The sequence below is a fragment of the Mesorhizobium sp. WSM4808 genome, assembly GCF_055811675.1.
The window spans coordinates 1-25,870 of the sequence record NZ_JBVVQX010000028.1 but is presented as its reverse complement, the minus strand read 5'-3'; the positions used below and the strand labels follow the sequence as shown (position 1 = coordinate 25,870).

The window sequence follows — 25,870 nt, the reverse complement described above, 5'->3', positions numbered from 1 at the left end:
CGGCAGCAATCCGAGCGCGTCTCGCGGACCTAGGCATGGATGCGCCGGGCGAGATGAAGCAATCTTCCAATCGGCCGCATGACAGCAATTGCCGAGAGACCTATCACAGGAGAGGTGAACTGCGCCCGTTGATCTTACACCACCAAGTCGTTCCAGTCGGACGGTAGAGAAGCGCCACGCTCCGACCTCGCCGTTGCGGCCGACAGAAGCCGAAGTGTTCGCTCGATCTCCGATCTCCGATCTCCGATCTCCGATCGCCGGGTGGCACGTGAGCTAACTGATCTGGTCAGCCGTCGCGGGAAGCCGGACATGATCGAAAAGCGAACTGTTTGGATCAAGCTGGCAATACGTCTGCAAATTCCCCACCGCAGAACCCGACATGGGCTGCAAGTGCTCGGAGCAGAACGGGCCGCCAGTGATTGAGGTGAAACTCTCGGCTCTCCACATCTGCCTGTGCAAGAAGATAGTTGCGGACACCCTCAGCGCCAGCACTATCAAACAGGATTCTAACCGCGGTCGCCTGACTCGTGAGATAGATATTGATCTCCCGCGCGTAGCGTTCGTTGAGTTTCAGGCGTTGCAAGACATATGAAAGGCGAGAACTGACAAGAGCTTCGATTGGGGCGTCTGGATCAATGTCAAACGTAGCAACCAGGCCACCCCCTTCAATTGCGACGCCAGCTCGCAAGAACGGCGTATCCGGGATGGCTTCCAAATAGGGATGAAAAAACTGCTGTGCCGGCTCTTCGGCAGCCGATTTGCTCTTCGACTGATTACACTCCTGGCACAGGGGCACCAGGTTGCGGGGATAAACAGCCAACGGATGGTAGTCCGATCGCGGAAGATGGTGGTCCAGTTGGCGCGGCGGTGCGATGCCACATATAGGGCACAGCTCAACTCCCGCCATTAGCGACGCTCGAACTGACGCAAGCTTGCCGCCCACTTGGGTGAAGTCGTACCCGCTATAGATTGCGTCGCGAAACTGCTGCAGGAGCCCGGCGCCCTTTAGAGCTTCCGCAGGAGCCCCCAAACTTGCGTCATACGAGTCGTAGATTGCGAGCACGCTTTCGATTTCAGCTTCGGTGGCAGAATAGCCCCTTGGAATACCCGCGTGAACATAGGTCTCGATGGCGCGCACGAGGTAGGCTTGAGCTTCGTCGCGAGAAGGACACGGCAGAATCCTCACTGGCGAGCCTTCTGAGCGAGGCCGCTAAGAACGTAGGCGAGCGCCTGCCCGCTAAGGCCGGGCGGAAAATGCTGATTCACCTCCTCGACCGTGTTGTGCGCCTGAATGAGAAGATCAAGGACCTCATGGAAATCCGTCGCAGCTGAGGTCAGACCAAAAATATCGTGGGTCAGGGTGCCCACATTTTCGCCAAACGTCTCTTTTGCCGGGACGAAAACCTCAAACCCCGAACCAATCCGCCTGATCACCCTCACATGCTGTGCCAATGTCTCCTGCAGGATAACAGGTGAGTGCGTTGCGACGATTGCAAACGCGTTCTTTTCCTCAAGTACCAATCTCAAGGCGTGCATGGCCGCTGCGATGAGCGGGGGATGAAGGTGTGTCTCAGGCTCATCGAAGAGCACCAGGGATTTTCTCGTCGTATGTGCGACCAAGGACGCGATCGCATGCAGCGTGATCTTGTGGCCTGTACTCCATCCTAGAAAGCTTGATCGGGGATCGGCACCAAAAAGAGCCTGCCGATCCGTCCCCGCTACATCGGCAAACGACGCGTCGGCGAGCACAGGGGCAAGCGCAGCATCGAACAGCGCATCGTCTCCATGCTCCGCAATCTGCCCGATGAGGCGAACAAACTCGTCGGCGAGTTGATCAAGCGACTTCAATTTCGTGCTCGGTCGCCGATCCTCGGTAGCCAACACAGTTCTTTCGTCCACATCCGTCGGGTTGGACCTCGCGGATGACAATTGCTCTCGCACTTCGGCAACGACGTCGCGGAGGCCGGCGTAGACGTAGCGACCGCCTCCCCTCTCCATGTCCGATGCGATCTGCTCTAGCTCAGTCTCATACAATCCCGGCACCGAAAAGTTCTCGAACGCACTATAAGAAACCGCGATTATACGCATAAAGCCGATTGACGGTGGATCGAACACGCCGACCGCGGTTAGCTGGGGCCACGTTCTGTCCGATGGTGAGGCGAAAGCAACCCGCGCAATGCGTGACAGGAGAGTACTTTTGCCCGATCCGTTGCGTCCGATCAGCACCATTGCTCGCCGTGGAAGCAAGACCTTGCGCTTGCTGGGACCAATTTCGCGCGATGGACCGAAATAAAATAGCGGGCTGGGAGCATCGAAATAGAGTTGGATCGGAGCCGCCCACCCAGCTGGCTGGAAGGTGAACGATAAATGGACGTCCGGCACCTCGCTGGCGTTGCGAGAATAAATCTGCCTGGCATCAGCGAGGAACCCCTCGGGTTCCGGATTGTCGCGGAACAAGGATACACGCCAGCCTTCCTCCTGATTGAACAAGGGCTCTAGCTGGGGGTTTGCAACGATGTCGTTCAACGAGGCCAGAATTTCGTCTCGATCCTCCCCGGCAATCTCATTGAGCCGCTGGTAATAGTCGAGTGAGTTGCCGACAGAGCCGAAGTCAGCCGGAAGCCGGTCGAATGCTTGGGTGATGAGGATTCCGTCTTGGGTGGTTTGGCCCCGCCTCAGAATCTTGACCGGCCCGATCAAAGTCGAGGGTTTTCCCTCTACCTGATAGTAGAGGTGATACAGCGTCATGAAGGAATAGTCGTTCCATCTGTCCTGCTGCAAGGCGAACTTTGTAGCAAAGCTCTGCACGCCCTGTCGGCTTGGGGGCAGGACGCTAATGGACATCGGCAGCCTCACTTTCGGGCAGTCGGCCTTGCTCGCTTAGCTGGCTTCCCCTATCCAGTAACATGCCAAGGAGTTCTTCGCGGTTCACGTTCGGGTCTGACGAACCGACGCCAATCAGCGCGCACACTACCTCCCGCGCGAGTTCTCGAGCACGCCGTCTATCGTTCCCGGAAATGTCCGCCATCTGCTTGCCGTGCAGGAAGTCGCTCCTGAGTCCGAAAAGCTTGGAATAGGCATCACCGGACGCCCAGTCGCCGAGCAACCCGGCAATGCGCAGCACGACACGGTGCGTCGCGCCTTGTTTCTTTCCCTTGATCTTTTTCCGAGCGCGTTGATCATGATCCAGAGGTAGGCCGAGCGCCGCCTCGATCGTCGAAATATGCGCCAGGAATTCATCCACCCCGTCTGACTGGAAGCCACGAATGAAGAAGTGCGCAACGGGACGATCAAATAGTGTCGTCTGGCGCGCGGATATAATGTCACTCCAGGCGCTGTCGTTCAGCCAAGCAATTTCATCGTCGCTGCCCTCGTCTAGCGGATACGTGATCGGCCTTTCGTACTCATGCTCGTCACCCTTGGCATCGATGTACCCCGCTGGCTCCCAGCTCAGGCTGTCCGGAGACGGTGGCGGAACCCGGCGAGCAAAGACATCGGAATCGAGAGTGTAAACCCACGGAACTCCAAACCCTCGCCACTCCATCTCCCTTAAGCTGCCAATTCGCTCCCACGGGATGGTGAGAAGACCGAAAAGGGCAGCTTCGACCGCTGGTGACAAGCCTGTCTTGTACGGTTCGATCCGTCCGAAATCCTGACCAAGATCCATGAACAGACCGGGCAGTTTTCTGCCCTCCGGACCCATGTCGTCGTGCGGAACCTGCTCGCTGACCACGAGCCAGTTGAACTGCGAGAAACGTCCGCTATCGAACGACCACTTTTCGTTCGCGCGGTGAAGAAGCAAAACATCGAAAAGCTGGTCAAGCTCGGCGGCAGAAAAGCGCCGGACCTGGTTTGGGCCGAAAGAGATCGCCGGAAGGTGTGCTGCCAGATCGAGCGGGCAAAGGTGCAGCCGCCTCGACGCGGTGCTCTTCACTGCCTGGTCGAGCCGGTCCGCAATCTCGGTTGCACTCGCCGCCAAACCGGATCCCCGGCCACCGACTAGACAGGCCAAGCCGAGCTGCCGGAGCGCCGAGGCAAGCGAAAACCGCAACATGGAGCCAAATCTAATGTGGGGGTATCGAGTTTTATACAGCTCGACAAAACGCAGAAACGCCGGCGTGTTTTGCAGGTGATTGACGTCAGTCGCCGGCGTCCAGGCTAGCTGTTCCAGTTCGTGGAGAATATCGACAGGAGGGCCGACCGTGACGTTCATGATGGCTGCGGTCCCGGCGGAGCTCGATAAAGGATGATCCGTCCGGTCGGCAGAATCTGAGTGAGGAAATCAAAATCACGGACGTTGCCAGTCAGCACACTCGCACCCAACTGACGCGCCTGCAGGAACACGAGGGCATCATTAACGAAGCGGCGCTCGTGCCCCTCCCCCTTGGGCAGATTGCTCAGCCGGAAGAGCAGACCGGCCAAAACTCCGGCTTGTCCCCAGATCGCATCGTCCGGCGCATGAAGTCGGTGGTCCGGAATGTCCTCTATCGTGGCTTCAATCGTCTCAAGGACAGCTTTTGTAGAGGCGTGCTTTGGGTCGAGCCGACCAAAGGCATGGGTCAGCTCAGACAGGCAGACCGCGGAATGGTGGCATCGACGATAGGTAAGCAGCGTATCGACTTCCACCGGCGATCGTCCCTGCAAGACATCCAGATAGACGCTCGTATCCAGAAATAGCGGGCCCCCGACCGCGGGTTCGTCGGCAATCCATGGGAGATCGTCGTCGGCTCTACGCTTCAGCGTTCCGGTGTACTTTTGCGGCTTGAGCGATCGGAGGGTTTCGGAAAGATCAAACCCCAAGATCTACGTCCGCCGGGATGCTGCCCTTACGTCCGACCAGACGGGCGCCAAAGTCATCTTCGAGGGCCAGGCGCGACAGCGCCAGTTCCAACAGTTCCGTGTCCGAGGTGACATGGGCGCGCTTCTTGGCCGCTTCGATCAACTCCGAGGGCACCCGCCCCGAAAGACGGGTATTCTTTGCGGCGCCGAGGAGGCCGGCGGCTTTCGCTTGCTCCAGTATAAGCTTATTGCGGGTCGATGCGACCGTTGCTTCGCTCTCTGCAGCCGTCCGTGTCTGCGCAGCCATCAAAACCTCCTGTGTTGAACAGAATATAGATTGCGTTGAACGCTTAAGCAAGGCTTAGTGGCCGCTTGCCTTTCGGGACGTCAGGCAGCTGAAGCAGACGTATAATAGTGATCGATTGGGGAGATCGATGGATTCCATGCAAACCGAAATTGCGCGTTTCCTTGCGGAAAAAGCGATGCGGCAAACGCGTGCGACGTATCAGCAGGTGGGGGAGGCCGTCGGTTGGAACCATCCGACAGGTCGCGGTCTGGGCAAGAACCTGGAGGTCGTGCTCCACGCGTTGCGTGATCGCGGACTGCCGGCGCTCACGACGGTTTTAGTCAAGCGCGGTGAGAGGCATCCGGCGCCTGACGCCATGGCGTATATCCGAGGAGCCTTGGGCGATATCGACATCGAGGCCGCACAACGTGAGGTGTTCGCGTTCGACTGGCCTTCGATTCCAGACTTGGCTCCTGACGTCGACAGACTTCCGAGCGGCCGGGATCTTTGGCTGACCTCATTTTGGGGATTTGACCCCGCGAGTTGGGGTTGCATCGGCTTTGCCGACGAGGCCAAGCGCAACCGCTATCTGAGACTGTCCAGCCCCAGTACATTGGTGGCGATCTACGTCACCAAGGGCAAAGGGCCAGAGGAGATGCGGGGTAAGGTCGTGGGCCTCCTCGAGATTTCGCACAACGCCGGCGATGCCAGTCAGTTCATCGCCGGCGACCGCTGGGCCAAGAAGGAAATGGACCTTGCCTCAAGAGGCAAATGGCTGTTCGCTGTGCAGGCGACCCGCGCATGGCGGATCGTCCAGGAGAATTGGAAACCTGTCGAACAGTTGTTTCCAACCGCGTACGCGAGCGCGCACGCCGAATACATCGGATCTAGTGGTGTCCAGGTTGACCCGGTTGAAGCCGAGCATCTCCTGCAACTCGATGTCTATAAGGTACCCGTGTATGGCCAAGAGAACCGCGTCAACGGCACGATCCAGACCCTTGAGTCCGCTTTGTCGCCAAGTCGGGCGATCCCACCCGCAACCGAACCGTACTGGGTTGGCGAAACCGATGGTCCCAAGCACCTTTACGTATTGGAACTCAGCGGCGATACATCGGCCTATCTCGGGCGTTCACGCGCCGACGTTGATGGTCGCACCATCATTAAGGTCGGCTTTTCCCGAAGCCCCTCGGCCCGTCGCGACCAGATCCAAAGCGCCTACCCGGACGGGCAATTCAAATGGGTGATAAAATACCCGCATCCCGTTCCAGATGCAGCACCATATTCGAACGCCAGGGTGGCGATTGTCGGCGAGGATGCCATGAAGCGGCGGCTCGTGACCGAGGGGGCTAAGGTGCTGGGTGGGGAGTTCTTTCTGGCCGAAGATTGGCTCGTTCACAGCACCTGGACAGCCGGAAAATTCGCGGCGGAGAAGGCTATGGAGAGCTGACTTGGCTTCAAGTGTTGGATTTGCGCCCCCAGAAATCAGCGCTGAAATTGTTCAGGTGGTCGCCGTCACCGAGCCTGACCTCAAACTCACCGGGGATACCCGCCCCGTCATGACCCGCCCGGAAATAGTCGCGCACCGACCAATGAGCCAGCTGCTCGAGGCGCTCCCATTCGCGCCGCAGGTCGTTCTCACGGACCTCGCCAAGCTTCCTGGCGCTCGGCTTGCGCTTAGGCTTAGGCTTAGCGAGTGCACGGTAGTCGAAATGGGGCCGGACCTTGTGTTTGAAGATGATGGAACCGGTAGTCCACTCATCTTCGATCGTTCGACGCCACCTGTAGCTGACACGAACTTGCATGTCCTGGGTCAGATGAAATGGAGGCGTCGTCGGATCGTAAATGAAGAACAATTGGCTCTCGCGTTCCTCGACCTCCAAGCGCTGCCTCATCTGGCCGAACGCAAAAGTCAAATCACTGCCGGCTTTGTGAGCAGAATATAGCGTCTCTTCCCGCTTCTTCGCCGATTTCGCGATCCTGTATGCCGCAAGCGCTTGATCGAAGTACCGGAGGTTGGCGGCCACGTATTCTCCGCAGTTGTAAAGTGGTAGACCGCTGAGTTTTCCGAGTTGCTCTGCCCTGATGCCCTGGTCAACCAGGTCGTGAAGCGCCCCGCTGTCGATGGCTCTAATAGCCTGCTTCTCGCGGTCACTGAGATTCATCAAGCCCATCTTGTCTCCCCTCAAACACAAAATCCCGCAGCGTTCATCGGACTCGAGCTATCTGGCAGCACGGTGGAGAGACGACGATCAAACCGTTGCCGCGTCTGCTAGTGAGATCGCGTCTGCAGCGTCTTCGTCCTCGGCCCGAAGACGCTGATGGGATGCTTCCTGCGTCTCCACAAAGAAGCTCTTTCCAGAAATGCCGGCGCGATCGAAGAATGCCTGATTCCGCTCTCTGGCGTCAGTGAGGAGTGTGTCCCACCCGATGAGCTCGATCGACCCTTTAAAACCCGAACGGGGCTGATAGTAGCGCCCTCTCCCGTCGGCAGTGCGGTCCCATGAATAGGTCCAGTCGTCCATTTTGCCCACGATGTCAGCAACTATGAAGCAATAGAAAACCGTGTCCTCCTTCAGCTTTATGGGGCGCCCCTTGACGTCAAGCTTCCCCCCTTCAAGCAGCCGGCGCACATAGCGCTCGACCTGATGCTGGGGGTTCTCGTCCGCGGCATAGTTGGTTCGTCCCGGCCGCTTGAACTCAACGAGCAGCACGCGCGAGGGATCCTCGGTCTGGCGCAGGCCGTGTACGTGATCGAAAATCAGAACATCCGGCCGCTCGTCGCTAGCGACTGCATCAGAGAGATTTTGGAATTCCTCATCCGAGCTGAAATACTGGGCGAAGGTCAATCGCTCATCGATGATCCAGAGGTCGTGCGACGCCGCCGGCATTACCTTTCTGGCGCCATCGGCTAGGGTGTTGACCCGCAGAGGACAGATGAACGAGTGCAAAATGTCTTCGCGCTGATAGCTGCTGTCACGCGTATCGTCGCGGACCTTCTCCAGCAGTATCTCGATGAAATCGAGCACGACCTTTCGGCGAACGATGTACTCGGTGAGACTCTTCTGCTCCGCCTCTTCGATTGCCTTGCCGGCGGCCTCGATTGCGCTCGCAAACGAATTGACATCGACGGACGGCTCCTTCAATCGCTCCAGCACCGCGCGAATTTTCTCCGCTTGGCGCTGATCCCGGCGATAGCGCTCACGCGACAGATGTCCGAAGATCGCATCATCGTTTAGCTCCCCCGAAGGGAGCTTTTCTTGCAGTTCATCGACGTCGCCGAATGCAACAGATGGGTAGGATTCCGTAATTGCCTTGACCCTGGTTCGCTGATCCTGGCGCAGCGCTAGCAACGGTTCTGCCAAAAACTTCTCGATATGTGGTGTGCAGACGTCGCTTACGATGCGATCGAGGACCGCATCCTCAAACTGGAATTTCGTGCGTTCCTGATTGACGTTGTCGTCCAGAAATTTGCCGGTGAGAACGCCGTGAAAGACTCGGTCCTCGTTCACCCCAAAGTACTTTAGGCCCAGCTTGCCGTCGATCTTTTGCGAATGAACTGTGCGGTCGTGCGCTATGAAATGGACGAAGTGCGACCCCTGCAGATCCGCGCTCGCAACCTTATCGCACTCCATCAACGTGAGTGTGAGCGGCCCATAGTCAGCAGTTGGAATGTTCTCGATGGTTTCCCGGCGATGGATGATCGAATTGATCTCATCCGGAAAGTGGCGGGTTTCGTCACCGCAGTGCACGGTGATGCGAGGCGAGCGCGACCCGATGAAGGTCGGCAAGAAATGCGACGTGAAATGCTGAAAGACGTAGGCTGGGCGACCGGGGAATTTGGCGCGATAACCATTGTCACGGAGCCCATCAAACTCAACAATCACCCCGGTGTCAGGTGCCTTAGCATCGGCTTTGCCCTCTTCGTAGTCTTGAATTTGGTCGGATTGCGATAGGACAAAGCGAAACTTCCGGCGCTTCGGATCGCCATTTTCTACCGAAGTACTGGACACGCTGATCGCTTCGAAGCAATCCAGCCACAATAGCCGCCCTACGCCCTTGCCTCCGCGGGCAATCTTATTATCCGTATCGGTCGTAGTAAAAGCGTCATAATTTCTGCCGTCGAGCCCCACGCCATTGTCTTCGACCACAATCTTTGCAGGCGCCTGTCGGCGCGCCATGGTGAGGGTGACAATGATTTTCCCTTTGGTTGCGACGTTTTCCTTGAACCGGTCCTGTGTGCTGTGAATCGAATTACTGACCGCTTCGAAAAGCGGTTGCATGGCGTCTGCAGCGTTGGTCGGCTTGGGAAGCCGATCAATTCTTTTGACGAGATTTGTCTTCAACGATGGCATTTATTATCCCCCACTGAATGCAACTTTACGCGACGAGTATTTCTCGGTCTATCGTCAAACGAGTGAGGGTTTAGATAATTGCCCATGCTCGTTACTGTCCTCTCCCGGTCATCTCCCGCACCCCAAAATCGGCAATAAAATTGAGCACGCCACGTTGGGTCACCTTCGCCATCGTCGACACCATAGTCGCGGACACCACTGGCCGCGACAACGCTTTCGTTCCATCTGTAGACGCGCCTGCTGAAGCGGGACAAGCTTCCGCAAGCCGCTATCTTCTGTCGCGGATCTGGCATCGAGGAAAAATCGACGAGCCGGATGACCGATCCCGCTGTGGCGACGGAGGAGACCTGGTTCGCATCGTGGTCGATGACCCGCATCGATGTGGTCTTGGTGGATACTCACGGCCGAACAGGTCTAGCCCACGCCCTTTTGGGAAGTATCGCATCGCAGGTCCACAGGGACCGACAGCACCCACACTCGCAACGGCGCCGAGTGATCCTGGCAGCGAGCGGCCATGATGAATTAATTGCTCGCTTCGCCGACTGCCGCCGACGTGCTGACGGCCTATCTGCGCGTCGCCGATCGAATCACGTCAAAGCCACACCACAACGTTGGAATTACACAAGCCTGACGGATTGACGGCGGCCCCTCCTGTCTTGACGCGGGGACTATTTGTCCCCTACGGCGCTAGCGCCAGGATCGCGGTCATCGGCAAACCCTGGCATGATGTCGCCCGCCAGCAGCTTCTCCTTCGACAGCAACCCGGCATCCTCGAGCGCCTCGAAGTCCGGGAGATCGCGCAGAGTGTCGAGGCCGAACTCCAGCAGGAATTCTTTCGTCGTGACATAGGTGTAGGGCGCACCGGGCGTCGGGCTGCGCGGCCCGGAGGCGATCAAGTTTGCGCCGCGTAAATGGCCGATCAGGTCACGCGAAACCTCCTTGCCAAAAAATGACGACAGTTCTCCACGCGTGATGGGCTGGAAGTAAGCGATGCACATCAGCACCAACACTTCGGGCTGCGACAGGTCGGACGGCTTTTCATTGCTGCCGACCGCGGCGCGGATGGCGTCGGCATAGACCGGCCGGGTCAAATGTTTCCAGCCGCCGGCGACGGAAACCAGGTCATAGGGTCGACCGCGCAGCTCCTCGCGGATGTCGTCGATGAGAAGATCAATGCTGCAGCTTTTCCCGACGATGCGGGCGAGCGTTTCGCGGTCGACCGGCTCGCTGGCCGCAAAAATCGTTGCTTCGACCCGATGCATCCATTCGCGCCAGCGCGTTTCCGGCGGCAGGTGATCCAGCTCCCGGTCAAACAGCTGGTCAGCCGATCGCCGTTCGCCTGATCGACGCTCATCTGACCGGCTCCCTCCTCGCCTGCGCACTGCCTCCGCCATGATCGTTACAGCCCGTAGATGCGGAAGGTCGGCCGACCGGACAGCTCGCGGACGGCGCCGAAATCGACCAGCCGGTCGAACAAGCGGCGCAAACCACGATCACTCATGCCAGCGATCTTTTCCGATGCCACGATCGCGTCGTCGGACAGCAGCTTTTCAACGACGAAGTCCGCTGCCTTGGCCCTGAGCTTTGGGGCAACGGCAAGCAGCCGGTCGGCGCGGCGCTCGAGCTCGGCGGAAAGATCAATCGCGCGCAGCGCGGCGCGCGCCTGCGCGGCCAGCAGGCCCTTCGCACGCTCAGGATTTGTCTCAGCGCCTGTCGCCACAAAGCTGGCTGCCGATCGACGCGGGCGGGCGCTTGTCCCCAAGGCTGACTCGGCGCCCAGCAGCGGCACAGCGTGGGCCCAACCCAGCCGTTGCGCCAGCAGGGCGTCCGCGAGCCAGCATCCAAAGGCTCGTGCGAAGCCATACCTTTCGGCGGCCGTGAACGCGCCGATCAGCATGCCGACCATTCCGATGCCCGCGGAAAGCTGTCGAAGATCATCTGCCAGTTCGCCGACTGCGTCGTCGTCGCGGCGCAGACCGAGGTCATCCAGCGCCGCGCCGATGCTCGCCTCGGTCAGCAGTTTCTCCACAGGCGTGCCGGCCAGCCGGCGCCAAGCCAGCAGCATCGATCCGGCGGGGCCGAGGGTCGTAGACCCCGACAAAATATCGCCTGGTCGGGCGAGGACAAATGAATCGCGCAGCGCGCTTTCGTCCTCGACGCGGCCGGCCTGCTTTGCCGTTACCGCAGCAGCGACAAGCGCCAGCCGCTGCCGCCAGGCGCCGGCCCACCGCTCCTGCTGGCGAACCACCGCATCGAGCGCGCCGATGGCGGCGCCTGTAGTGATCGCCACATCTTCAATGCTCTGGCTGGTAAGGCTTTGCGCGGCTAGAACCGCGCGGCGCAGCCAGCTCGGCACAGACGCCAACGAGGCGGCTGTGGCAACGCCAGCTGGCGTGCCATGGTGGCGAAGGGCGAGTGTGGGGCGCAGAATCATCCACAACACGATGAATCATGGCGGCGCTTTTGGCAACGGAAATAGGCAAAAAGCGCTGTACCTGTCGGCAGTGTAAAACGAATGATAATGTTGCATTATCATTCGTTTTGTTCTCTACATGAGAAATGGCCATTTTCGTCGAGCAGAAGCCCAAAAATCACCCCGAGCGAGCTTCCGGACCGTCCCACAGCACGGGGGCCGAAGACGACGTTTCGCCCGCGCGGCCGTCGGCCGGGCCCGCGGCGCCTGGCGCCGACGACTGTCTCGACAGCGAGCTGCCCGACATCGTTGATCTCGTCCTGGAAATGGGCCGTGCCGGCGACGAGCCCGGGCATGCACCGCCCTCCCCTCCCCTGCCGGCATCCGCGCCAGAGCCCGCATCGGGCCTTCCGGCGCATCTGGAAAAACTTGCAGATCACGCGCGAAAATATGTCGAGGCGGCGAGGTCCGCCAACACCCGCCGCGCCTATGCCGCCGACTGGAAGCATTTTTGCGCCTGGGCGCGTCGGCAGCATCTCGAAGTGCTGCCGCCCGACCCGCAGACCGTTGGCCTCTACATCACCGCCTGTGCGTCCGGAAGAGTGACAGGGGACAAAAAACCGAATGCCGTGAGCACGATCGAGCGCCGGCTTTCCTCCCTGTCCTGGAATTTTGCGCAGCGCGGCCAGCCGCTGGACCGAAAAGACCGCCATATCGCCACCGTCATGGCCGGCATCCGCAACAAGCACGCCTCCCCGCCCCGGCAAAAGGAGGCCATTTTGCCCGAAGACCTGATCGCCATGCTGGAAACGCTTGACCGCGGCACCCTGCGCGGCCTGCGGGACCGGGCCATGCTGCTCTTGGGATTTGCCGGGGGCCTGCGCCGTTCCGAGATCGTGGGGTTGGACGTCGGCCGCGACCAGACCGAGGATTCTTCCGGCTGGATCGAATTCTTCCCGGACAAGGGCGTGCTGGTGACGTTGCGTGGCAAGACCGGCTGGCGCGAGGTCGAGATCGGCCGCGGTTCTTCGGATGCCACCTGCCCCGTCGTTGCCCTCGAGACCTGGCTGAAGCTCGGCCGCATCGGCCACGGGCCGCTGTTCCGGCGCGTCACAGGCCAAGGCAAAAAAGTCGGCGCCGAGCGGCTCAACGACCAGGAGGTCGCCCGGCTCGTCAAGCGCGCCGCCCTGGCCGCCGGCGTCCGTGGCGATCTTTCGGAAGGCGAACGGGAACAAAAATTTGCCGGTCATTCGCTGCGCGCCGGCCTGGCGTCCTCGGCCGAGGTCGACGAACGTTATGTTCAGAAGCAGCTCGGCCACTCGAGCGCCGAGATGACCCGAAAGTATCAGCGGCGGCGGGACCGCTTTCGCGTCAATCTCACAAAGGCGTCGGGGCTGTAGAAAGCCCCCTCCCCTCCCCCGCTTTCGGCCTCTGCATAGGGGCTCAGGAACGTGGGGTTTTCACCTTAGCGCTTCAATTGAAATCGGGAAGTAAAACCGACATCGGCGCGGGCGAGCGGTCCGAGCAGGGCCTTCAGAGGCAGATTGGCGAATTGGTAAGCCATTGATGTTGTTGTAGCCGATTCGCGCAACGGAAGCTACATTACAATTCACTTCCGTCACAGGCGATGAGCCCGGGGACAAAGCTAACTATCGATAATGACCTCTTATCGATAGTGATTGTTTTTGCGGCGCAAATCAGCCAGAATCGTCCTCCAGCCGGCTGGCGACGTCGCTCGCGAGCAAGAATGACGCAAGGCGCGGCTATTCCGCCGCGAAAAAGGCCGTCTGGCATGAGCGAAGAAAAACCCGTCCGCCTGCCCGACCCCGCTTCCGTCGAAACCGTGCTCGCCTCCCTGGAGGCGCAGTCGGCCGACGCCGAACTCGCCCCTGCCCTCAACAAGGCCTTTCCAGCCTTTGCCTTCACCGTCGAGGCGATCGACGACCCCTATTGGCGCAACCCTCACGCTGTTATCGCTGCCGACGGCACGCGCCGCGGCGATCATCGTGCCTGGGTCGAGCGCGAGCTGCAGGAATGTGGCGGTGATCTCACCACCTTCTGGAACCGGCATCGGGAGAGCAAAGAAAAATTCGCCGAATGGCGCGGCACCAGCGCCTTCGCCTTTGCGCCGACCGGGCCGCGCGTCGCCGATTTTTTGCAGATCTCGCTCGGCCGCGAGATCGAGGTTTTGGCCGGACCGGTCGTCGATCCCGACTATCGTCCCCGCAACGTCGACGATCTGTTCGAGCCGACCTGGGTTTCTCGCGATTCCGCTGCTGAGGCGCAACAGCTCGCAGGACCAGTCTACCGGCTGCGTGGCCGCGCCGGCGGCGGCATCGTTCACATGAGGAGTTTTTTGACGCGCCGGAAGCGTATCGACGAGGACCAGCGCGAGGCAAGCCGTCCCGAGCTCGAAAACCGCATCATCCGTGAGGTCGGCCCCGACGGCACGCGCGACACCGCGTTTTTAGACGCCAATCCGGACTGGTTCGATTTTGTGCCGCGCGAGAACCGCTTTTTTGCCGACTGGGAGCGGTCGAGCGCTTGCGCCCACCGCATTTTTGACCATTGGGCCTTCGACATCCACGATTTTGAGCATCCTGGCCGGCGCGAAATCGGTTTTATCCCGCGGCCGCTGAAAATGCCGGCCGAGAGGCTGCTGGCCGACGAGGGCGTGTCGGTGCATCGGCTAATGGAGCGGACCGAGGCGATAGACCAAAAAATTGGCTTGCCCTTCGCCTGGTTTTTTCTGATGACGCACGGGCACTGGGTCGATCCGGACGTCGGCGATGCGATCGCTGAAGGCCTGCGCCAAGGACGGGTGCGTTTGCCAGACTGTGACGCCGCCGTGCTGCTCGCCTGGGCAGACAAAAAATATCTGTTCTGAGCCGCCGTCATGGATCTTCGCCTGCCAAAGCCCGCATCCGACCAAAAACTGCGCCGTGCGGAGGCACTCGACGCGCTGGATTCGGTGCTGCCATTCGACCGGCGCGATTTTCTGGCCGAAATCCTCACCGACGACGATGTCGCCACCCTGCGCCATCTCGCCAAAGAAGGCATCGGCGAGAATTCACTGCGGGCGCTGGCCTCCGACCTCGGCTACCTCGAGGCCTGGTCGCTAGCCGCGACCAATTTTTCGCTGCCCTGGCCGGCGCCGGAGGCGCTGCTGATAAAATTCGTCGCCCATCACCTGTGGGATCCCGCCAAGCGTGAAACCGACGTTTCGCACGGCATGCCGGAAGACGTGACCGCGGCGTTGAAGTCGGCCAAACTGTTGCGTGTCGATGGACCGCACGCGCCGAACACCGTGCGCCGGCGTCTGTCCAGCTGGTCGACGCTGACCGGCTGGCGCGGTCTTGTGGGAAATTTTTCGGCACCCGGCCTGCGCAGCGCCATAAAACTCGCGGTGCGCGCCAGCGCCCGCCCGCGCGGACGCAAGAGCAAGAAGGCGGTGACCGCCGACATTTTGACCGCGCTCCTAAAAGCCTGCGCCGGCGACCGTCTCGTCGACGTCAGGGATCGCGCGATCCTCATCACCGCCTTCGCCTCCGGCGGCCGGCGTCGCAGCGAAATTGCTTCGCTCAGGTTCGAGCAGATCATCGAAGAAGAGCCCGCGCCGGCTGATCCCAATGTTCCCGACTCTTTGGACAAACTGCCGTGCCTAAAAATCCGACTCGGCCGGACAAAAACGACACAGGCCGACAGCGACGCCTTCGTGCTGCTCGTCGGCCGGCCGGTGCTGGCGCTGAAAGGATGGCTCGAACGCGCCGGGCTCACCGAGGGCGCCGTGTTTCGCGGCATCGATCGTTGGGGCAATCTCGAAAAACGCGCGCTGACGCCGCAGGCGGTCAATCTGATCCTCAAGCGCCGCATCGCCGAGGCCGGGTTTGATCCGATGGCGTTTTCCGCCCACGGCCTGCGCTCCGGCTATCTCACTGAGACTGCCCGCCGTGGCATTCCGCTTCCCGAAGCCATGCAGCAGTCGCAGCACCGCTCCGTGCAGCAGGCCTCGAACTACTACAACGATGCGGAGCGGACGCTCGGAAGGGCGGCGCGGGTGATCATATAGATCCGGATGATGGTGCGGGTCGCTCGCGGCGCCCGCATGCCGTTTCGCGCGGAACGCGCCGTACAACAAGCTCCCGCTCTTACGCTGCGCGGAGATGTCGAGACCAAAGGCAGTGCCCTGTACAAAGTGCCCAATAACCCCAAGGCAACTGACCGCGGGAAATCGAACCTCGGATCCCGACCCGGCAGGTCGGTGATAAGCGCGTCGAGGCGCGGGATCGAATTGACCAGGACCGCCTTTGGAAACTGTCCGGACAAGCGGAGTTCCGCCAGTGCCGTTCGCGCCGCGATCAAGGTCCTTCAGCATCATACCGACACCCGTCCCCGTGCTCATCCCGCCATCCTCGCCGTGGCGCCGTTCGCCTTCAGCGCCGCCATCAGCATTGGTCCGACCGAAAACGCCCCTGCCCTGGCCTTGTCAGTCAGCACGCGCAGGTATCCGCCGGCGGAATTGATGTGCTGAGCGCGTTGCAGGATGCAGGCAATCACGATCGCGGCGGCTTCCTGGCCCATCGCATGGCAGGCCTCCTCATACGCCGACGGCGAGACGCCAAGGTAGCCCCGCACCTGGGCGGCGGTAATCATGAAATCGCGCCAATTGTCGATGCCATCGACGGCGTAGTCCGCAATTTCGGGGCAGGCCCTCAGCACAAGCCCTAGCGGATACGTTTTCGGGGGCTCTGCGTTCCTCGTCCTTGGCTCGGCCGTCGCCCCGCTTTTCTCTAAAGCAGGTTCAAATTCAAAAATAGAGTCTGTATTTGAATCAGATTGCTGCCGCTGGTTTTGAGAGTCATTGCCGCTCGGATTCGTGAATTTCATATGGATTTCCAGCAGCTTATCCACATCATCACGCAAGGCGGCCAGATCGGCAACGATGGGCTCGAGCTCGGCAATGCAGGCTCGGCGCGGAATTACCTCCACAACCTGGCGGAAACGCTTCCACAGGCCTCCCCAGTCGCCCGGGACATCTTCGTCAAGGGCGGCCTCTATCAGCTTGTGGATGTCCCGGCGGTGCAAAGTGATCCGCTCGCGCATAAGCCTGAGCGCCCTGTTGTCGGCGCGAACACGTTCGGCGGCCGCCTCGAACTCGTAAGCACGGACCAGCAGCGGGGCTAGGGAGAAGCCAAAGGCTTCCTCGATCTCCCCTCCCCTGCCCTTGCGGGCGTAACGCTTGCCGTTCGGGCTATCCCGCCGGATGATCAGCCCGCAATCAACAAGAGCCGCCAGGTGCCGCCTGACCGTGGGCTCGGCCATTCCGTGCGCCCTGAGCGACAACTGTGCGTTCGAGGGAAAGACGATGAGGTCGTTGTCCTCGCTTAAGTCGCTGTCAGGATAGAAAGATAGCAACGCATTCAGCACGGCCAGGGCACGATCGCCGACGCCGGCGATGCTCTTGCCCTCGCAGAGGTTGCGGTAGATCTGCCACTTGTCGACGACCCTGCCCTTGGGGATCTCACGTGAATCGTTCTGCGCTGCCAGCATGGCAAGCGACATCGGCCGCCGCCCAAAGGGCGTCGTTGCAATACCCGTCTCCATTTCTTCCTTCGCCTTCAATTAGGCAAAAAAAATCTGCTCGCCAAAACGACGCCAAAGACTCTTGACAGTGATTCGCGAAAATGTGATTCTCAGCTTGCTTATGGTTGAGAAGGGCTTCCGCGACGGTGACGTTCGGGGGCCTTTTTCTTTTGCGGTTCAGTCTCCTGTTTTCTTTGCCTGTTCCGATTCCCGGAAGGCCACGAAAAGTTCGTCTAGCCTATCAGCAATGAACGCGCCGAAGGTCGACGCGTCCTTCGATTTCAAGACTAGCGTAAAGATCTTTCCCGTATCGGTGATCTTGGCGCGTACGGACTTGTCTCCTGGCGTCCAGGCTCTGTCTTGCGACTTCGCCGGCGCTCGGGCACGATTCGGAACGGAACTCAGGAAGTCAAACAATCGTGTGAAGCGGGTATCGCTCTGAAGCGACGAAAAGTCTGCGCTCTTGACATAGTCCGCTGACCTGAGCCCATTTTCATGACGCTCCATCAGCTTTGCAAGTTGCCACCAGCGATCTCGACCTATGCCCTTGGCCGCTCCGACCGCCAAAATAATTCCCTCGGGGACGTGGCTGGTAACCGAGCGCATCTTGGAATATGTCGTATCGTCCAGCGCTAGCGCCAGCTTGACGGTCTCAGGCGAATGGCCAGCCTTGAGGATACGCTCGGCAAATAAGGTCCGTTCAATGAAGGACAGATCTGCCCTGGCAGCGTTCTCCTGCCCCTGGGCTATCACATGGTCCTTATCGTCCATGTTCTTGACGACCGCTCGAACGGGCCGGCCCAAATGCCGGGCGACCTTGAGCCTTCGGTGTCCAAAGACAGTCTGATAGCGCCCTGGCGCCGATGGATGCGGCCTGACCAGGACGGGGGAATCTTGCCCGCGCTCCCGAATTGCCGCTAGCAGCTCAAGGAACTCGTCATCAGCGTCGTCGATACGATCTGAAACGAACGAACTGTCGATCAGGGCGGGATCCAGATCGACCACGGAACTCTTGGACAGCTCCTCAAAGGATTGCATGATCGATCGCGAGGCGCCTCGAACGGCGTAGTTGGCGACGTCCCGCACCTCCCCGGCAGCAGCCCCTGCCCCCATCACGCTCCCGAATACGTCCTTGCGGGCCATTCAATCGCTCCGATTTTCCGCTAGGCTACTGATTTCGTAAAAAAACCGCCTATTTTTACTGCAGTAAAGTGCCCTTCAATCATGACCTGCCCCATGTGCGATGAATGAGATCGACGATTTCCGAATTCACTGCATCAAGTGACTCAAGCGCCCGATCGTAGGTCGAGCGCGTAAACGCCGATTTCTCCACCTCATACAGGGTCTGCTTGGTCAGACCGGCGTCCGAGATGGCAGTTGACTTAAGCATCGGGTTCTCAAGGATCTGACCGGCCAGCATGGACTGCATGAAGCCGACCATCTGCGCTTGCGGAATGTCCGTGGGCTCGTAGCGGGTGATGAGGTAACGAAACCAGTCCAACTGGATTTCCGCGCCAGCCGCCTTAATGGTCTTCAGTATGCCCCCGAGCATCAGCAGAAACTGGCTCATGGACATCAGATCAAGCATCTGCGGATGAACCGTGATCAGAACGGATGTCGCTGCCGACATCGCCGTCAGGGTTAGATAGCCAAGCTGCGGCGGGCAATCGATGACTACGATATCGTAGCGGCTGTCTACTTCTGACAGAGCCTTTGCGATTCTGGTAAAAAACTGCCGGCCTGTACTGGACGACTTGTCCTGCATCGCTAGCGGCGTGTCGTACTCGTACTCCTGGAGTTCCAGATTGGCTGGGATGATGTCCAAGCCTGGGAAGTTGGTCGGCGATATCACGTCCGAAATCGGCTTTTGATCCTCATCGTAACGGATTGCCTCGTAGAGAGAGAGGTTGCGGTCCAGTTCGGGCTGGAACCCATGAAGCGCAGAAAGCGACGCCTGCGGATCGAGGTCAATTGCCAGAACGCGATGCCCCGTCAGGGCCAGGTGTTGGGCGAGGTGGGCCGCCGTGGTGGTTTTGCCGCTGCCTCCCTTGAAATTTACGACCGCAACGATCTGGAGCTTGTCTCCAGGCTTGCGGTGCGGCACGTACTTCTTCACTTCGGTCCGGCCATGGCGGTCCAGGAAATGGCGCAGCTCGAGCATCTGCTCCGCCGTGTAAGACCGCCGGCCGGAGGAATTTTGAGCGGGCAGGGGTCCTTTGCCCTCGAGATGAAGACGCTTCAAATTGTTCTGCGACACGCCAAGATAGTGGGCGACTTCAGCCATTGAGAACGTGCGCAGTGTCTTTGTCGCGTCGGGCGGAAACTTCTCCATACGGAGTTGATTGAGGCGTCGCGATATCTCGGCACCCTGCTCGAGAATTTTGTCATCGAACTCGAAGCTTGGTAGCCGCATGGCGATGTTCATTCTCGTCGAAATCCGAATTGGCGCTTTTTGCGATGAAATTATCCAACAAGCGCCATTAAGCTCCGATTCGGCCAAGCACAGCAAGAAGTTTTGGGTTAACAAAAGGTTAACGGTGCGGACCAGCTCTCGGGGCCAACATCTCGATCATCGCCGACACGGTTTCCAGCCGTGCAGACCTAAGCCTATGTTTCCTCTGCCATAAGCACCAGAATTTACGGCAGTAAAACGAGTCGCGCAGCAGCAATTGAGCTGGCCGGACTTGCAGCCGCTGCCGACAGGACGAGCCGAGCATCGGGGGGCAGCCCAGGGCATTGCAGGAGGTTATCGAGATATGGCCACGCAGAAATGCGCCAGTATCTTGGCCGCGAGCTGAACTGGCCGAACAAATCTGCAGTTCCGGCGGCCATTTGCGCGATCTCACGGAAGTGTGCGCAGAAGTTCCCGGTGGCCGATGATCACCGCGTTGCCGGCGCGTGCGGTCGATTGCTGACCGAGACAGACGGCGCAGTGTCTGAGGCCGTCGTCGGGCGAGATGCCGACCAAAACCGCGCTACGATCGAAGGGGCGGCACCGAATCCCGCGTGTCAAGCGCCTCGGCGCCACAGTTTTGCGTCTCGCTCAAAACAGTTACGGTTTGTCCGCCCGGGCGAGCAGAACGGCGGCGTCCTGATCGGGTAGCCGCACCCGGCCCGTGCGCAAACCGTCGGCGATCGCGTGACCGACATTCGGATCGACCAAGTGGCCGTGGGTCATCAGAAAGAACCACGCGAAGGGCAGACCGATTTCGGTGTCGATCGCCTCGAACCGTTCCATCAGCCGGTGCACAGAGACGCCCTCCTCGGCGAGCAGCCTCTCAGTCGGGATTTTGACGGGCCGCGGAATAAAGCCGATCTCGCGCCGGCCGCGATCCTCGAGGTCGTGGATGTCGAAGGCCCAGTGCGCAAAGATGCTGTCGATGGCCGCACCTGATCAAGAGTGGCGTCAAAAAACGCGGTGTCGCGCGTGCCATCTGGCCCGACCTCGCGGACGACACGGTTTTCCAGCTCGGGCCGCTGCGCCTCGCGCAGTTCGCGTTCGATGCGCGTCCGGCGCGCCAAAAAACTGCGCATGTGGACGATGCCGCCGCCGGAACGGCCGCGCAGCCGGTAGACTGGCCCTGCGAGCTGTTGTGTCTCGACCGCGGAACCGCGTAAAACTCAGGTCGGCTCAAACAGATCGTCGACGTTGCGGGGGCGATAGTCGGGATCGACCACCGCGCCAGCCAGAAACTCGATCTCGCGGCCGAGCGAGATCTGCACGAAGTCGGCGACGCCGGGACCGGTCGGGGCAAAGGCGAAGGCGGTGGTGCCGCGCCATTCGGCGAATTTTTCCCCGCTCTGACGATGCCGATTCCAGAAGGCGTTGAGGTCACCGCCGACTTCGGCCAGTTCATACTCGACCCAGGCGCGATGATCGCCCAGGCGGGTGCCGTCGGCAGCGACAACGTCGTGAGGGTTGCACCAGTAGGAATCGTCGATGGTCGCGACGGTGAAGACGAAGCCTGGAAAGGCCTTGTTCAGGGCAGGGGCGAGTTCGATGTCGGCTGACTGCGGCTCTAAAGCCGCCAGCACGGTTTCGACGGAAGCGGGGTCAGCCAGGCGGACGGGTTTTTGCTCGGTCATTTTCGAGCTCCGGCCGGGTGGGAAATCCCCGCTTTTTTCATCAAGGGAACGCCGCGCGTCGTAGTCGGCGATCTTGGAGGGTGATTCTGGCTGATTTCGGTCACGAGAACAACGCTGACGTCCGGGATCGCCGATGGTGCGCTAGAGGGCGGCAACTTGTGCGACAAGCCTGAAACGACTATCTTGCACGCATGATGAGCAAGCATCTGGGTTCAGTCCTGACGACGGTGAACGCGCCCTACAGTGATCAACTGGACGAGGCGGCGCTGGCGCATTGCCTTGCTGATATCGATCTGGCCAAGCAGCATCCCGGTCATGTCAGCGCCTTTCTCGGCGAGGTCCCTCTCGCCCAGCAAGTCGAGTTCGCAACCGCGCACCACATCGCGGTCGACGACCTGAAGGCGTTTGCCGCCAAGTTCTCTGCCTGGTCCGGCGAGAGCTATCCGCTCGCCGCGTAATGGCTGGACTTGATAGCCGACGCCCGTCCGAATGGCGGCGGCTTTTTGGTATCACTATGGACCTGATCGATCAGCTTCGCGAAAATGCCGGCGGCGATGACTTTGAATGGTCATTTGGCGGCGGAACGGCGATGATGATCCAGATCGGCCATCGCGAAAGCCATGACATCGATATCTTCCTCGACGACCCTCAATTGCTCGGATTCATCGACCCCTCCAGAAGCCACCTGCACTTCAAAGCGATGCCGTCCGACTATCTGGGTGACGGGCTTCGATTTCAGAAGTTCGCCTTCGAAGGCGTTGGCGAAATCGACTTCATCGTTGCCGGAGCGCTGACAACGACGCCTTTCGAGACCCGCATGGTGGAAGGCAGGACGGTGCGTCTCGAGACCATTCCGGAAATTATCGCCAAGAAGGTCTATTACCGGGGATCGGAAGCCAAACCGCGCGACATCTTCGACATCGCCGCCGCAGCCCGGTCGCAACTGGACGAGGTCGTCAACGCTCTGCGTGCGCTCCCAGAACAGGTCGCTCGCACCAGACAGCGGATGGAAAAGCTCAACCCGGAATTCGTCGGCCGCGCGATCGCGCAGCTGATGATCATGCCTGAGTACGAAGCGTCGGCCGCCGACAGTCTGGACGCAGCGCTCGCTGTGCTCGACGATGCGTTGTCATCACCTCAAAGAACCTGACCGCCTCACCAGCGCTCAACCGGGGAGGGGGCTCTTCAGAGCCCGGACGCCTTGGTGAGGTTGACCCGGAAGCGGTCACGCCGCCGCTGATACCTGCGGGTCATCTCGGCGCTGGTATGGCCGAGTTGCTTCTGCACATAGCGCTCATCGACTTCGGCCGAGGAGGCAAGGCCAGCGCGCAGCGAATGGCCGGCGAAGAGCTTTCCGCGTTCGCCTTCCGGCAGGTCGCCGCGCACGCCGGCGGCAGCGCGGTGCGCTTGACCAGGCGGGCGACCTCCTGGTCATTGAGCCGATCGGCGCCGACCGCCTTGCCCTGTCCGGTGACGCGCCGGAACAGCGGTCCATGTGCGATACGGGCGAGCTTGAGCCAGGTCTGCACCGCGACAACCGGGCAGGTGGCATCGGACGAGCCGCGCCCGATTTCGACCTCACGCCAGCCGGTTTTACCCCGCAGCGTCACCAGCAACCCCTTTTCCAGGATCTCGATCCAGCCCGAACAATCCTTGGTCTGGTCACGGCCGCAGTCGAGACCGACGATTTCGGAGCGGCGCAGGCCGCCGGCGAAACCCAAGAGCAGCATGGCGCGGCCGCGCAAGCCGCGCAGCGTGCCGCGCTCCAGCGTTTCCAGCATGGCAATCAGATCCTCCGGCAGAATGGCTTCTTTCTGCCGGGGAGGGGAGGCGTGGCTGTTGCGAATGCCGGCCATGACGGTGGCGATATGCCGGTCCTTTCTGTCCAGCGGCTGGCCACGCTGAGAAAAATTCCAGGTCAGCGAGGACAGTCGGCGTTCGATCGTCGAAACGGAGTTTGGCGTCTTGTCGCCGGTGGCCGTGCCGGACGCGCAGGCGGTGGTGTAGAGCCCGACGACTTGCGGATCGGGCGGCAACACCTCGAGATGCTGCCTGCGCGCCCAGTCGCAAAAATGCTTCCAGTCGGCGGCGTAGGCGCGGCGGGTGTTGGCCGCGCTCGCCGCCTCCACATAGCCGCGGGCACCCGTGATTTCACCGTGATGCATGGAATGGCCGTCTAAACTGCAGGCGGTTATCCTACAAATGGGCCTGTATAGCTTCGCCTTCCCGACCTTGGGCGGATGTCGATAGGTCCAGGCGCTCTCGACCAACGGCCACCTCGGCTGGACCCTGTCGGCCGCGACAGCAGCCATGCTGGCGCAGGCCGTCGCAGCAGAGTTGCCCGTCGATTCCCAGTATTCAGCTTAGACGGGAAGTTCCACGGACCGGCAATGTGCCCTCCCTCGAGTTGAGATCGCTGGATGGAAGTGGCATCGCCGTTACGGCTTCACTGGTTAGGCAAGAAGTTGCCCGACTGCTGCATGCGTCGAGGCTGGAGCTGAAACGGCACTGAATCTGGCAGCCCGTCAACACGAACATTGAGTGTCTTACCCTTGCCCAGAAACCGCCTGTTAAGTATCTTCACCACTCGGCAACTGAGGCGTGCCAAATGCGGCCCGGCACACCTGTTGAGACAAAGACGATAGGAGGTCCAATGCCTAAGATCGGAAGCAAACTTCGGGAGCTGAGGCGGGCGTTCGAGAACTCGCCGCTCGTTCCCGCATCTCTCATTCTACCATCTCCTTAATGGAACGGGATAAAATGAGCCCCTCGATTGACACCCGTGGGGCCGTTGTGGATGCCCTTGGAACGACGCTTACAGGGTTCTTTTCTGACCTCTAGTCGAGTCTGCCCTACTCGCCGTTTTATGCGGCAGCTGGCGCCGATTACATTATGGGAGGGCGCAAGCTGCCCGGCGCAAACTCAGCGCTCAGGGCAAACGCGAATTGACATGCACGTCCTTGTTCGCACTGCACTCTCGCAGCGCGAACTGATCGAGCAGGCGAACACAAGACACAAGGCCGCCAGCGGCTTGCGAAAACGAATGTGGATGACGATGAAGTGGGCTCGCTTCGGGGCGTCGATTCAAGCAAACCTGTTCCCTCAGTCGAAGATCTGGATTGAGCCCTTTGAGCACGGATAACGTCCATCTGACGCAGGCGGCCAAAGACCTCCTCGGCGAGCCAGACATTGTGCGAGTTCGCGCGTTCAGGCGCCGCCGTGACGGTGCTGTCCACACGCACGACCTTGCCGTTTTGCAACCTTTCTTGCCGGGCGCTGGCCAGCAGCATTTTGTTGACCGCTTCGCAGGTGTCCGCCCGGATCGCGCTGATCGTCTTGTGCAAGACCGACTTTTTCGGGCTCCATGCCCATGGCAGCCGGGCAAAGGCCCGGACGAGGCGGAATCTTCCAAATGAAACGCCAACTCCTCGTAGCTCAACTGGCGGTACTGTGCGTCGCGATGGGCGTCCAGCCACTGCGACATCGCCTCCAACTCACGACCGATCTCGTGCTCGGCGAAAAGATCGAATACTCGCACGAAAGGGCGGGCCACCGATCTCAGCCCTGGAACATGACGTCTAGTGCCCGTCCATAAACGCGACGTCTAGTGCCCGTCCATAAACGCCTGTTTTTCAGGGTTTTAGAGGTGCTTTCTCGCTGAAGCGGTTTTTTCGGGAGGCGTGATGGCACAGGGCTTGCGGGCCAGGCCATAGGTCCGCTTCAGGCACGAGATGCCGGCCTCGATGCCGACCGGAAGTTCTGAGCTTGCGATACACCCAGCAGCTCCTGATCGTATCTTCGATCCGGAGGCCGCTCTTCTTATGGAAGGCCATGTCCCGCACACCCCAGCCTTGGCCTGGCGCAGGTTTTCACGGCTCGCATAGCCGCCGTCGGCGGCCGCCTGCCGCGGCGCCTCGCCATAGAAGGCGATGTGGCGCTCCAGTAAGGCCAAAAGCCGCTGGCTGTCGGCCGGATTGCCGGCTTCGATGAAGAGATCCAGAATCAGTCCGCTCCTGCCGGTGGTCAGATTGAGCTTATGTCCGTAATCGACGTCGCGGCTGCCCTTGACGATGATGTCGGCATGCGGCTCGAACAGACTGACAAGCTTCTCGCCGGCCGGCCCCGTGCGCGGTAGTGCTGAACCCGTTTCGGGCGACCGCGGGTATACTCGATCGCCCGAGCCCGCTTCTTCGCCGCGCGGCAGTGATCGTGCCAGGGGATGGTGCTGCCCAGCGAATTTGCGCCTTCCAGGGATGTCGCGGACCAGTGCGGCGCGGCAATCAAAGTGAGAGCGCGTATTGCCTCGCCCAAGAGTGTTCCCAAAGAACAATGCCGTTGCCTCACTCGGATGTTCTCGATTGCCTCACACTG

Annotated in this window: 20 protein-coding genes and 5 pseudogenes; 7 read left to right on the top strand and 18 right to left on the bottom strand. The window is 60.3% G+C overall.

Annotated elements, in window-relative coordinates; all coding sequences use genetic code 11:
- Nucleotides 1-334: 334 nt before the first annotated feature.
- From AC0L2U_RS31340 to AC0L2U_RS31320, 5 genes are read right to left on the bottom strand one after another with little or no spacing between them, the layout of a single operon-like run.
- Nucleotides 335-1,186, bottom strand: a complete 852-nt coding sequence (locus tag AC0L2U_RS31340; RefSeq protein ID WP_473603241.1) for an HNH endonuclease — start codon at nucleotides 1,184-1,186, stop codon at nucleotides 335-337.
- Nucleotides 1,183-2,844 (bottom strand): AAA family ATPase, encoded by a 1,662-nt coding sequence (locus tag AC0L2U_RS31335; protein ID WP_473603240.1) that lies wholly within the window; start codon nucleotides 2,842-2,844, stop codon nucleotides 1,183-1,185. The genes AC0L2U_RS31340 and AC0L2U_RS31335 overlap by 4 nt, the downstream gene beginning before the upstream one ends.
- Entirely contained in the window at nucleotides 2,834-4,213 is a 1,380-nt protein-coding gene (locus tag AC0L2U_RS31330; RefSeq protein ID WP_473603239.1) for a hypothetical protein, read from the bottom strand. Before AC0L2U_RS31330 ends, AC0L2U_RS31335 begins: the two co-directional genes overlap by 11 nt.
- A complete protein-coding gene (locus AC0L2U_RS31325) occupies nucleotides 4,210-4,800 on the bottom strand; it encodes a type II toxin-antitoxin system VapC family toxin (RefSeq protein WP_473603238.1) in 591 nt (196 codons plus the stop codon). The genes AC0L2U_RS31330 and AC0L2U_RS31325 overlap by 4 nt, the downstream gene beginning before the upstream one ends.
- A complete protein-coding gene (locus AC0L2U_RS31320; protein WP_292696638.1) occupies nucleotides 4,790-5,086 on the bottom strand; it encodes a hypothetical protein in 297 nt (98 codons plus the stop codon). Before AC0L2U_RS31320 ends, AC0L2U_RS31325 begins: the two co-directional genes overlap by 11 nt.
- A 127-nt stretch (nucleotides 5,087-5,213) precedes the next feature.
- On the opposite strand from AC0L2U_RS31320, the gene AC0L2U_RS31315 reads away from it, so the two are divergent.
- Nucleotides 5,214-6,512 (top strand): hypothetical protein, encoded by a 1,299-nt coding sequence (locus AC0L2U_RS31315; RefSeq protein WP_473603237.1) that lies wholly within the window; start codon nucleotides 5,214-5,216, stop codon nucleotides 6,510-6,512.
- A 7-nt stretch (nucleotides 6,513-6,519) separates the two neighbouring features.
- Here AC0L2U_RS31315 and AC0L2U_RS31310 read toward each other — a convergent pair whose 3' ends face one another.
- The 6 genes from AC0L2U_RS31310 to AC0L2U_RS31285 form a co-directional block, all read right to left on the bottom strand.
- Complete coding sequence (locus tag AC0L2U_RS31310; protein ID WP_473603236.1) at nucleotides 6,520-7,236, bottom strand: hypothetical protein; 717 nt, start codon at nucleotides 7,234-7,236, stop codon at nucleotides 6,520-6,522.
- 78 nt (nucleotides 7,237-7,314) lie between these two features.
- Complete coding sequence (locus AC0L2U_RS31305) at nucleotides 7,315-9,417, bottom strand: ATP-binding protein (RefSeq protein ID WP_473603235.1); 2,103 nt, start codon at nucleotides 9,415-9,417, stop codon at nucleotides 7,315-7,317.
- Between the two features lie 91 nt (nucleotides 9,418-9,508).
- Nucleotides 9,509-9,616, bottom strand: a complete 108-nt coding sequence (locus AC0L2U_RS31300; RefSeq protein WP_473603255.1) for a helix-turn-helix domain-containing protein — start codon at nucleotides 9,614-9,616, stop codon at nucleotides 9,509-9,511.
- A 469-nt stretch (nucleotides 9,617-10,085) separates the two neighbouring features.
- Nucleotides 10,086-10,811 carry an SMC-Scp complex subunit ScpB gene (gene scpB, locus AC0L2U_RS31295; protein WP_473603234.1) on the bottom strand — a complete coding sequence of 242 codons (726 nt, stop codon included), beginning with the start codon at nucleotides 10,809-10,811 and terminating at the stop codon, nucleotides 10,086-10,088.
- 5 nt (nucleotides 10,812-10,816) lie between these two features.
- The gene (locus tag AC0L2U_RS31290) at nucleotides 10,817-11,851 is read right to left on the bottom strand and encodes a DUF1403 family protein (RefSeq protein ID WP_473603254.1); all 1,035 of its coding nucleotides are present in this window, start codon (nucleotides 11,849-11,851) and stop codon (nucleotides 10,817-10,819) included.
- Between the two features lie 98 nt (nucleotides 11,852-11,949).
- A complete protein-coding gene (locus tag AC0L2U_RS31285; protein WP_473603257.1) occupies nucleotides 11,950-12,186 on the bottom strand; it encodes a hypothetical protein in 237 nt (78 codons plus the stop codon).
- Here AC0L2U_RS31285 and AC0L2U_RS31280 point away from each other — a divergent pair.
- From AC0L2U_RS31280 to AC0L2U_RS31270, 3 genes are all read left to right on the top strand, one after another.
- Nucleotides 12,157-13,230 carry a site-specific integrase gene (locus tag AC0L2U_RS31280; protein WP_473603253.1) on the top strand — a complete coding sequence of 358 codons (1,074 nt, stop codon included), beginning with the start codon at nucleotides 12,157-12,159 and terminating at the stop codon, nucleotides 13,228-13,230. The genes AC0L2U_RS31285 and AC0L2U_RS31280 overlap by 30 nt on opposite strands.
- Before the next feature lie 392 nt (nucleotides 13,231-13,622).
- Entirely contained in the window at nucleotides 13,623-14,717 is a 1,095-nt protein-coding gene (locus tag AC0L2U_RS31275) for a hypothetical protein (RefSeq protein ID WP_473603252.1), read from the top strand.
- Nucleotides 14,718-14,726: 9 nt separating this feature from the next.
- Complete coding sequence (locus AC0L2U_RS31270) at nucleotides 14,727-15,899, top strand: site-specific integrase (RefSeq protein WP_473603233.1); 1,173 nt, start codon at nucleotides 14,727-14,729, stop codon at nucleotides 15,897-15,899.
- A gap of 329 nt (nucleotides 15,900-16,228) precedes the next feature.
- Here AC0L2U_RS31270 and repC read toward each other — a convergent pair whose 3' ends face one another.
- The 4 genes and pseudogenes from repC to AC0L2U_RS31250 form a co-directional block, all read right to left on the bottom strand.
- A complete protein-coding gene (repC, locus tag AC0L2U_RS31265) occupies nucleotides 16,229-17,434 on the bottom strand; it encodes a plasmid replication protein RepC (protein ID WP_473603231.1) in 1,206 nt (401 codons plus the stop codon).
- Between the two features lie 156 nt (nucleotides 17,435-17,590).
- Complete coding sequence (gene repB, locus AC0L2U_RS31260; protein ID WP_473603230.1) at nucleotides 17,591-18,556, bottom strand: plasmid partitioning protein RepB; 966 nt, start codon at nucleotides 18,554-18,556, stop codon at nucleotides 17,591-17,593.
- A 79-nt stretch (nucleotides 18,557-18,635) separates the two neighbouring features.
- The gene (repA, locus tag AC0L2U_RS31255; protein ID WP_006339593.1) at nucleotides 18,636-19,838 is read right to left on the bottom strand and encodes a plasmid partitioning protein RepA; all 1,203 of its coding nucleotides are present in this window, start codon (nucleotides 19,836-19,838) and stop codon (nucleotides 18,636-18,638) included.
- Nucleotides 19,839-20,465: 627 nt separating this feature from the next.
- Nucleotides 20,466-21,499 (bottom strand): annotated as a pseudogene (locus AC0L2U_RS31250) (hypothetical protein).
- 194 nt (nucleotides 21,500-21,693) lie between these two features.
- On the opposite strand from AC0L2U_RS31250, the gene AC0L2U_RS31245 reads away from it, so the two are divergent.
- The gene (locus AC0L2U_RS31245; protein WP_473560994.1) at nucleotides 21,694-21,957 is read left to right on the top strand and encodes a hypothetical protein; all 264 of its coding nucleotides are present in this window, start codon (nucleotides 21,694-21,696) and stop codon (nucleotides 21,955-21,957) included.
- Nucleotides 21,958-22,013: 56 nt separating this feature from the next.
- The gene (locus tag AC0L2U_RS31240; protein ID WP_473603229.1) at nucleotides 22,014-22,649 is read left to right on the top strand and encodes a nucleotidyl transferase AbiEii/AbiGii toxin family protein; all 636 of its coding nucleotides are present in this window, start codon (nucleotides 22,014-22,016) and stop codon (nucleotides 22,647-22,649) included.
- 35 nt (nucleotides 22,650-22,684) lie between these two features.
- Here the strand turns inward: AC0L2U_RS31240 and AC0L2U_RS31235 are convergent.
- Nucleotides 22,685-23,664, bottom strand: a pseudogene (locus tag AC0L2U_RS31235) (site-specific integrase).
- Nucleotides 23,665-24,152: 488 nt separating this feature from the next.
- On the opposite strand from AC0L2U_RS31235, the pseudogene AC0L2U_RS31230 reads away from it, so the two are divergent.
- Nucleotides 24,153-24,337, top strand: a pseudogene (locus tag AC0L2U_RS31230) (helix-turn-helix domain-containing protein); the annotation flags it as partial.
- A gap of 311 nt (nucleotides 24,338-24,648) precedes the next feature.
- Here the strand turns inward: AC0L2U_RS31230 and AC0L2U_RS31225 are convergent.
- Both AC0L2U_RS31225 and AC0L2U_RS31220 read right to left on the bottom strand, forming a co-directional pair.
- A pseudogene (locus AC0L2U_RS31225) lies at nucleotides 24,649-25,061 on the bottom strand (ISNCY family transposase); the annotation flags it as partial.
- 135 nt (nucleotides 25,062-25,196) lie between these two features.
- Nucleotides 25,197-25,870: pseudogene (locus AC0L2U_RS31220) on the bottom strand (ISNCY family transposase); the annotation flags it as partial.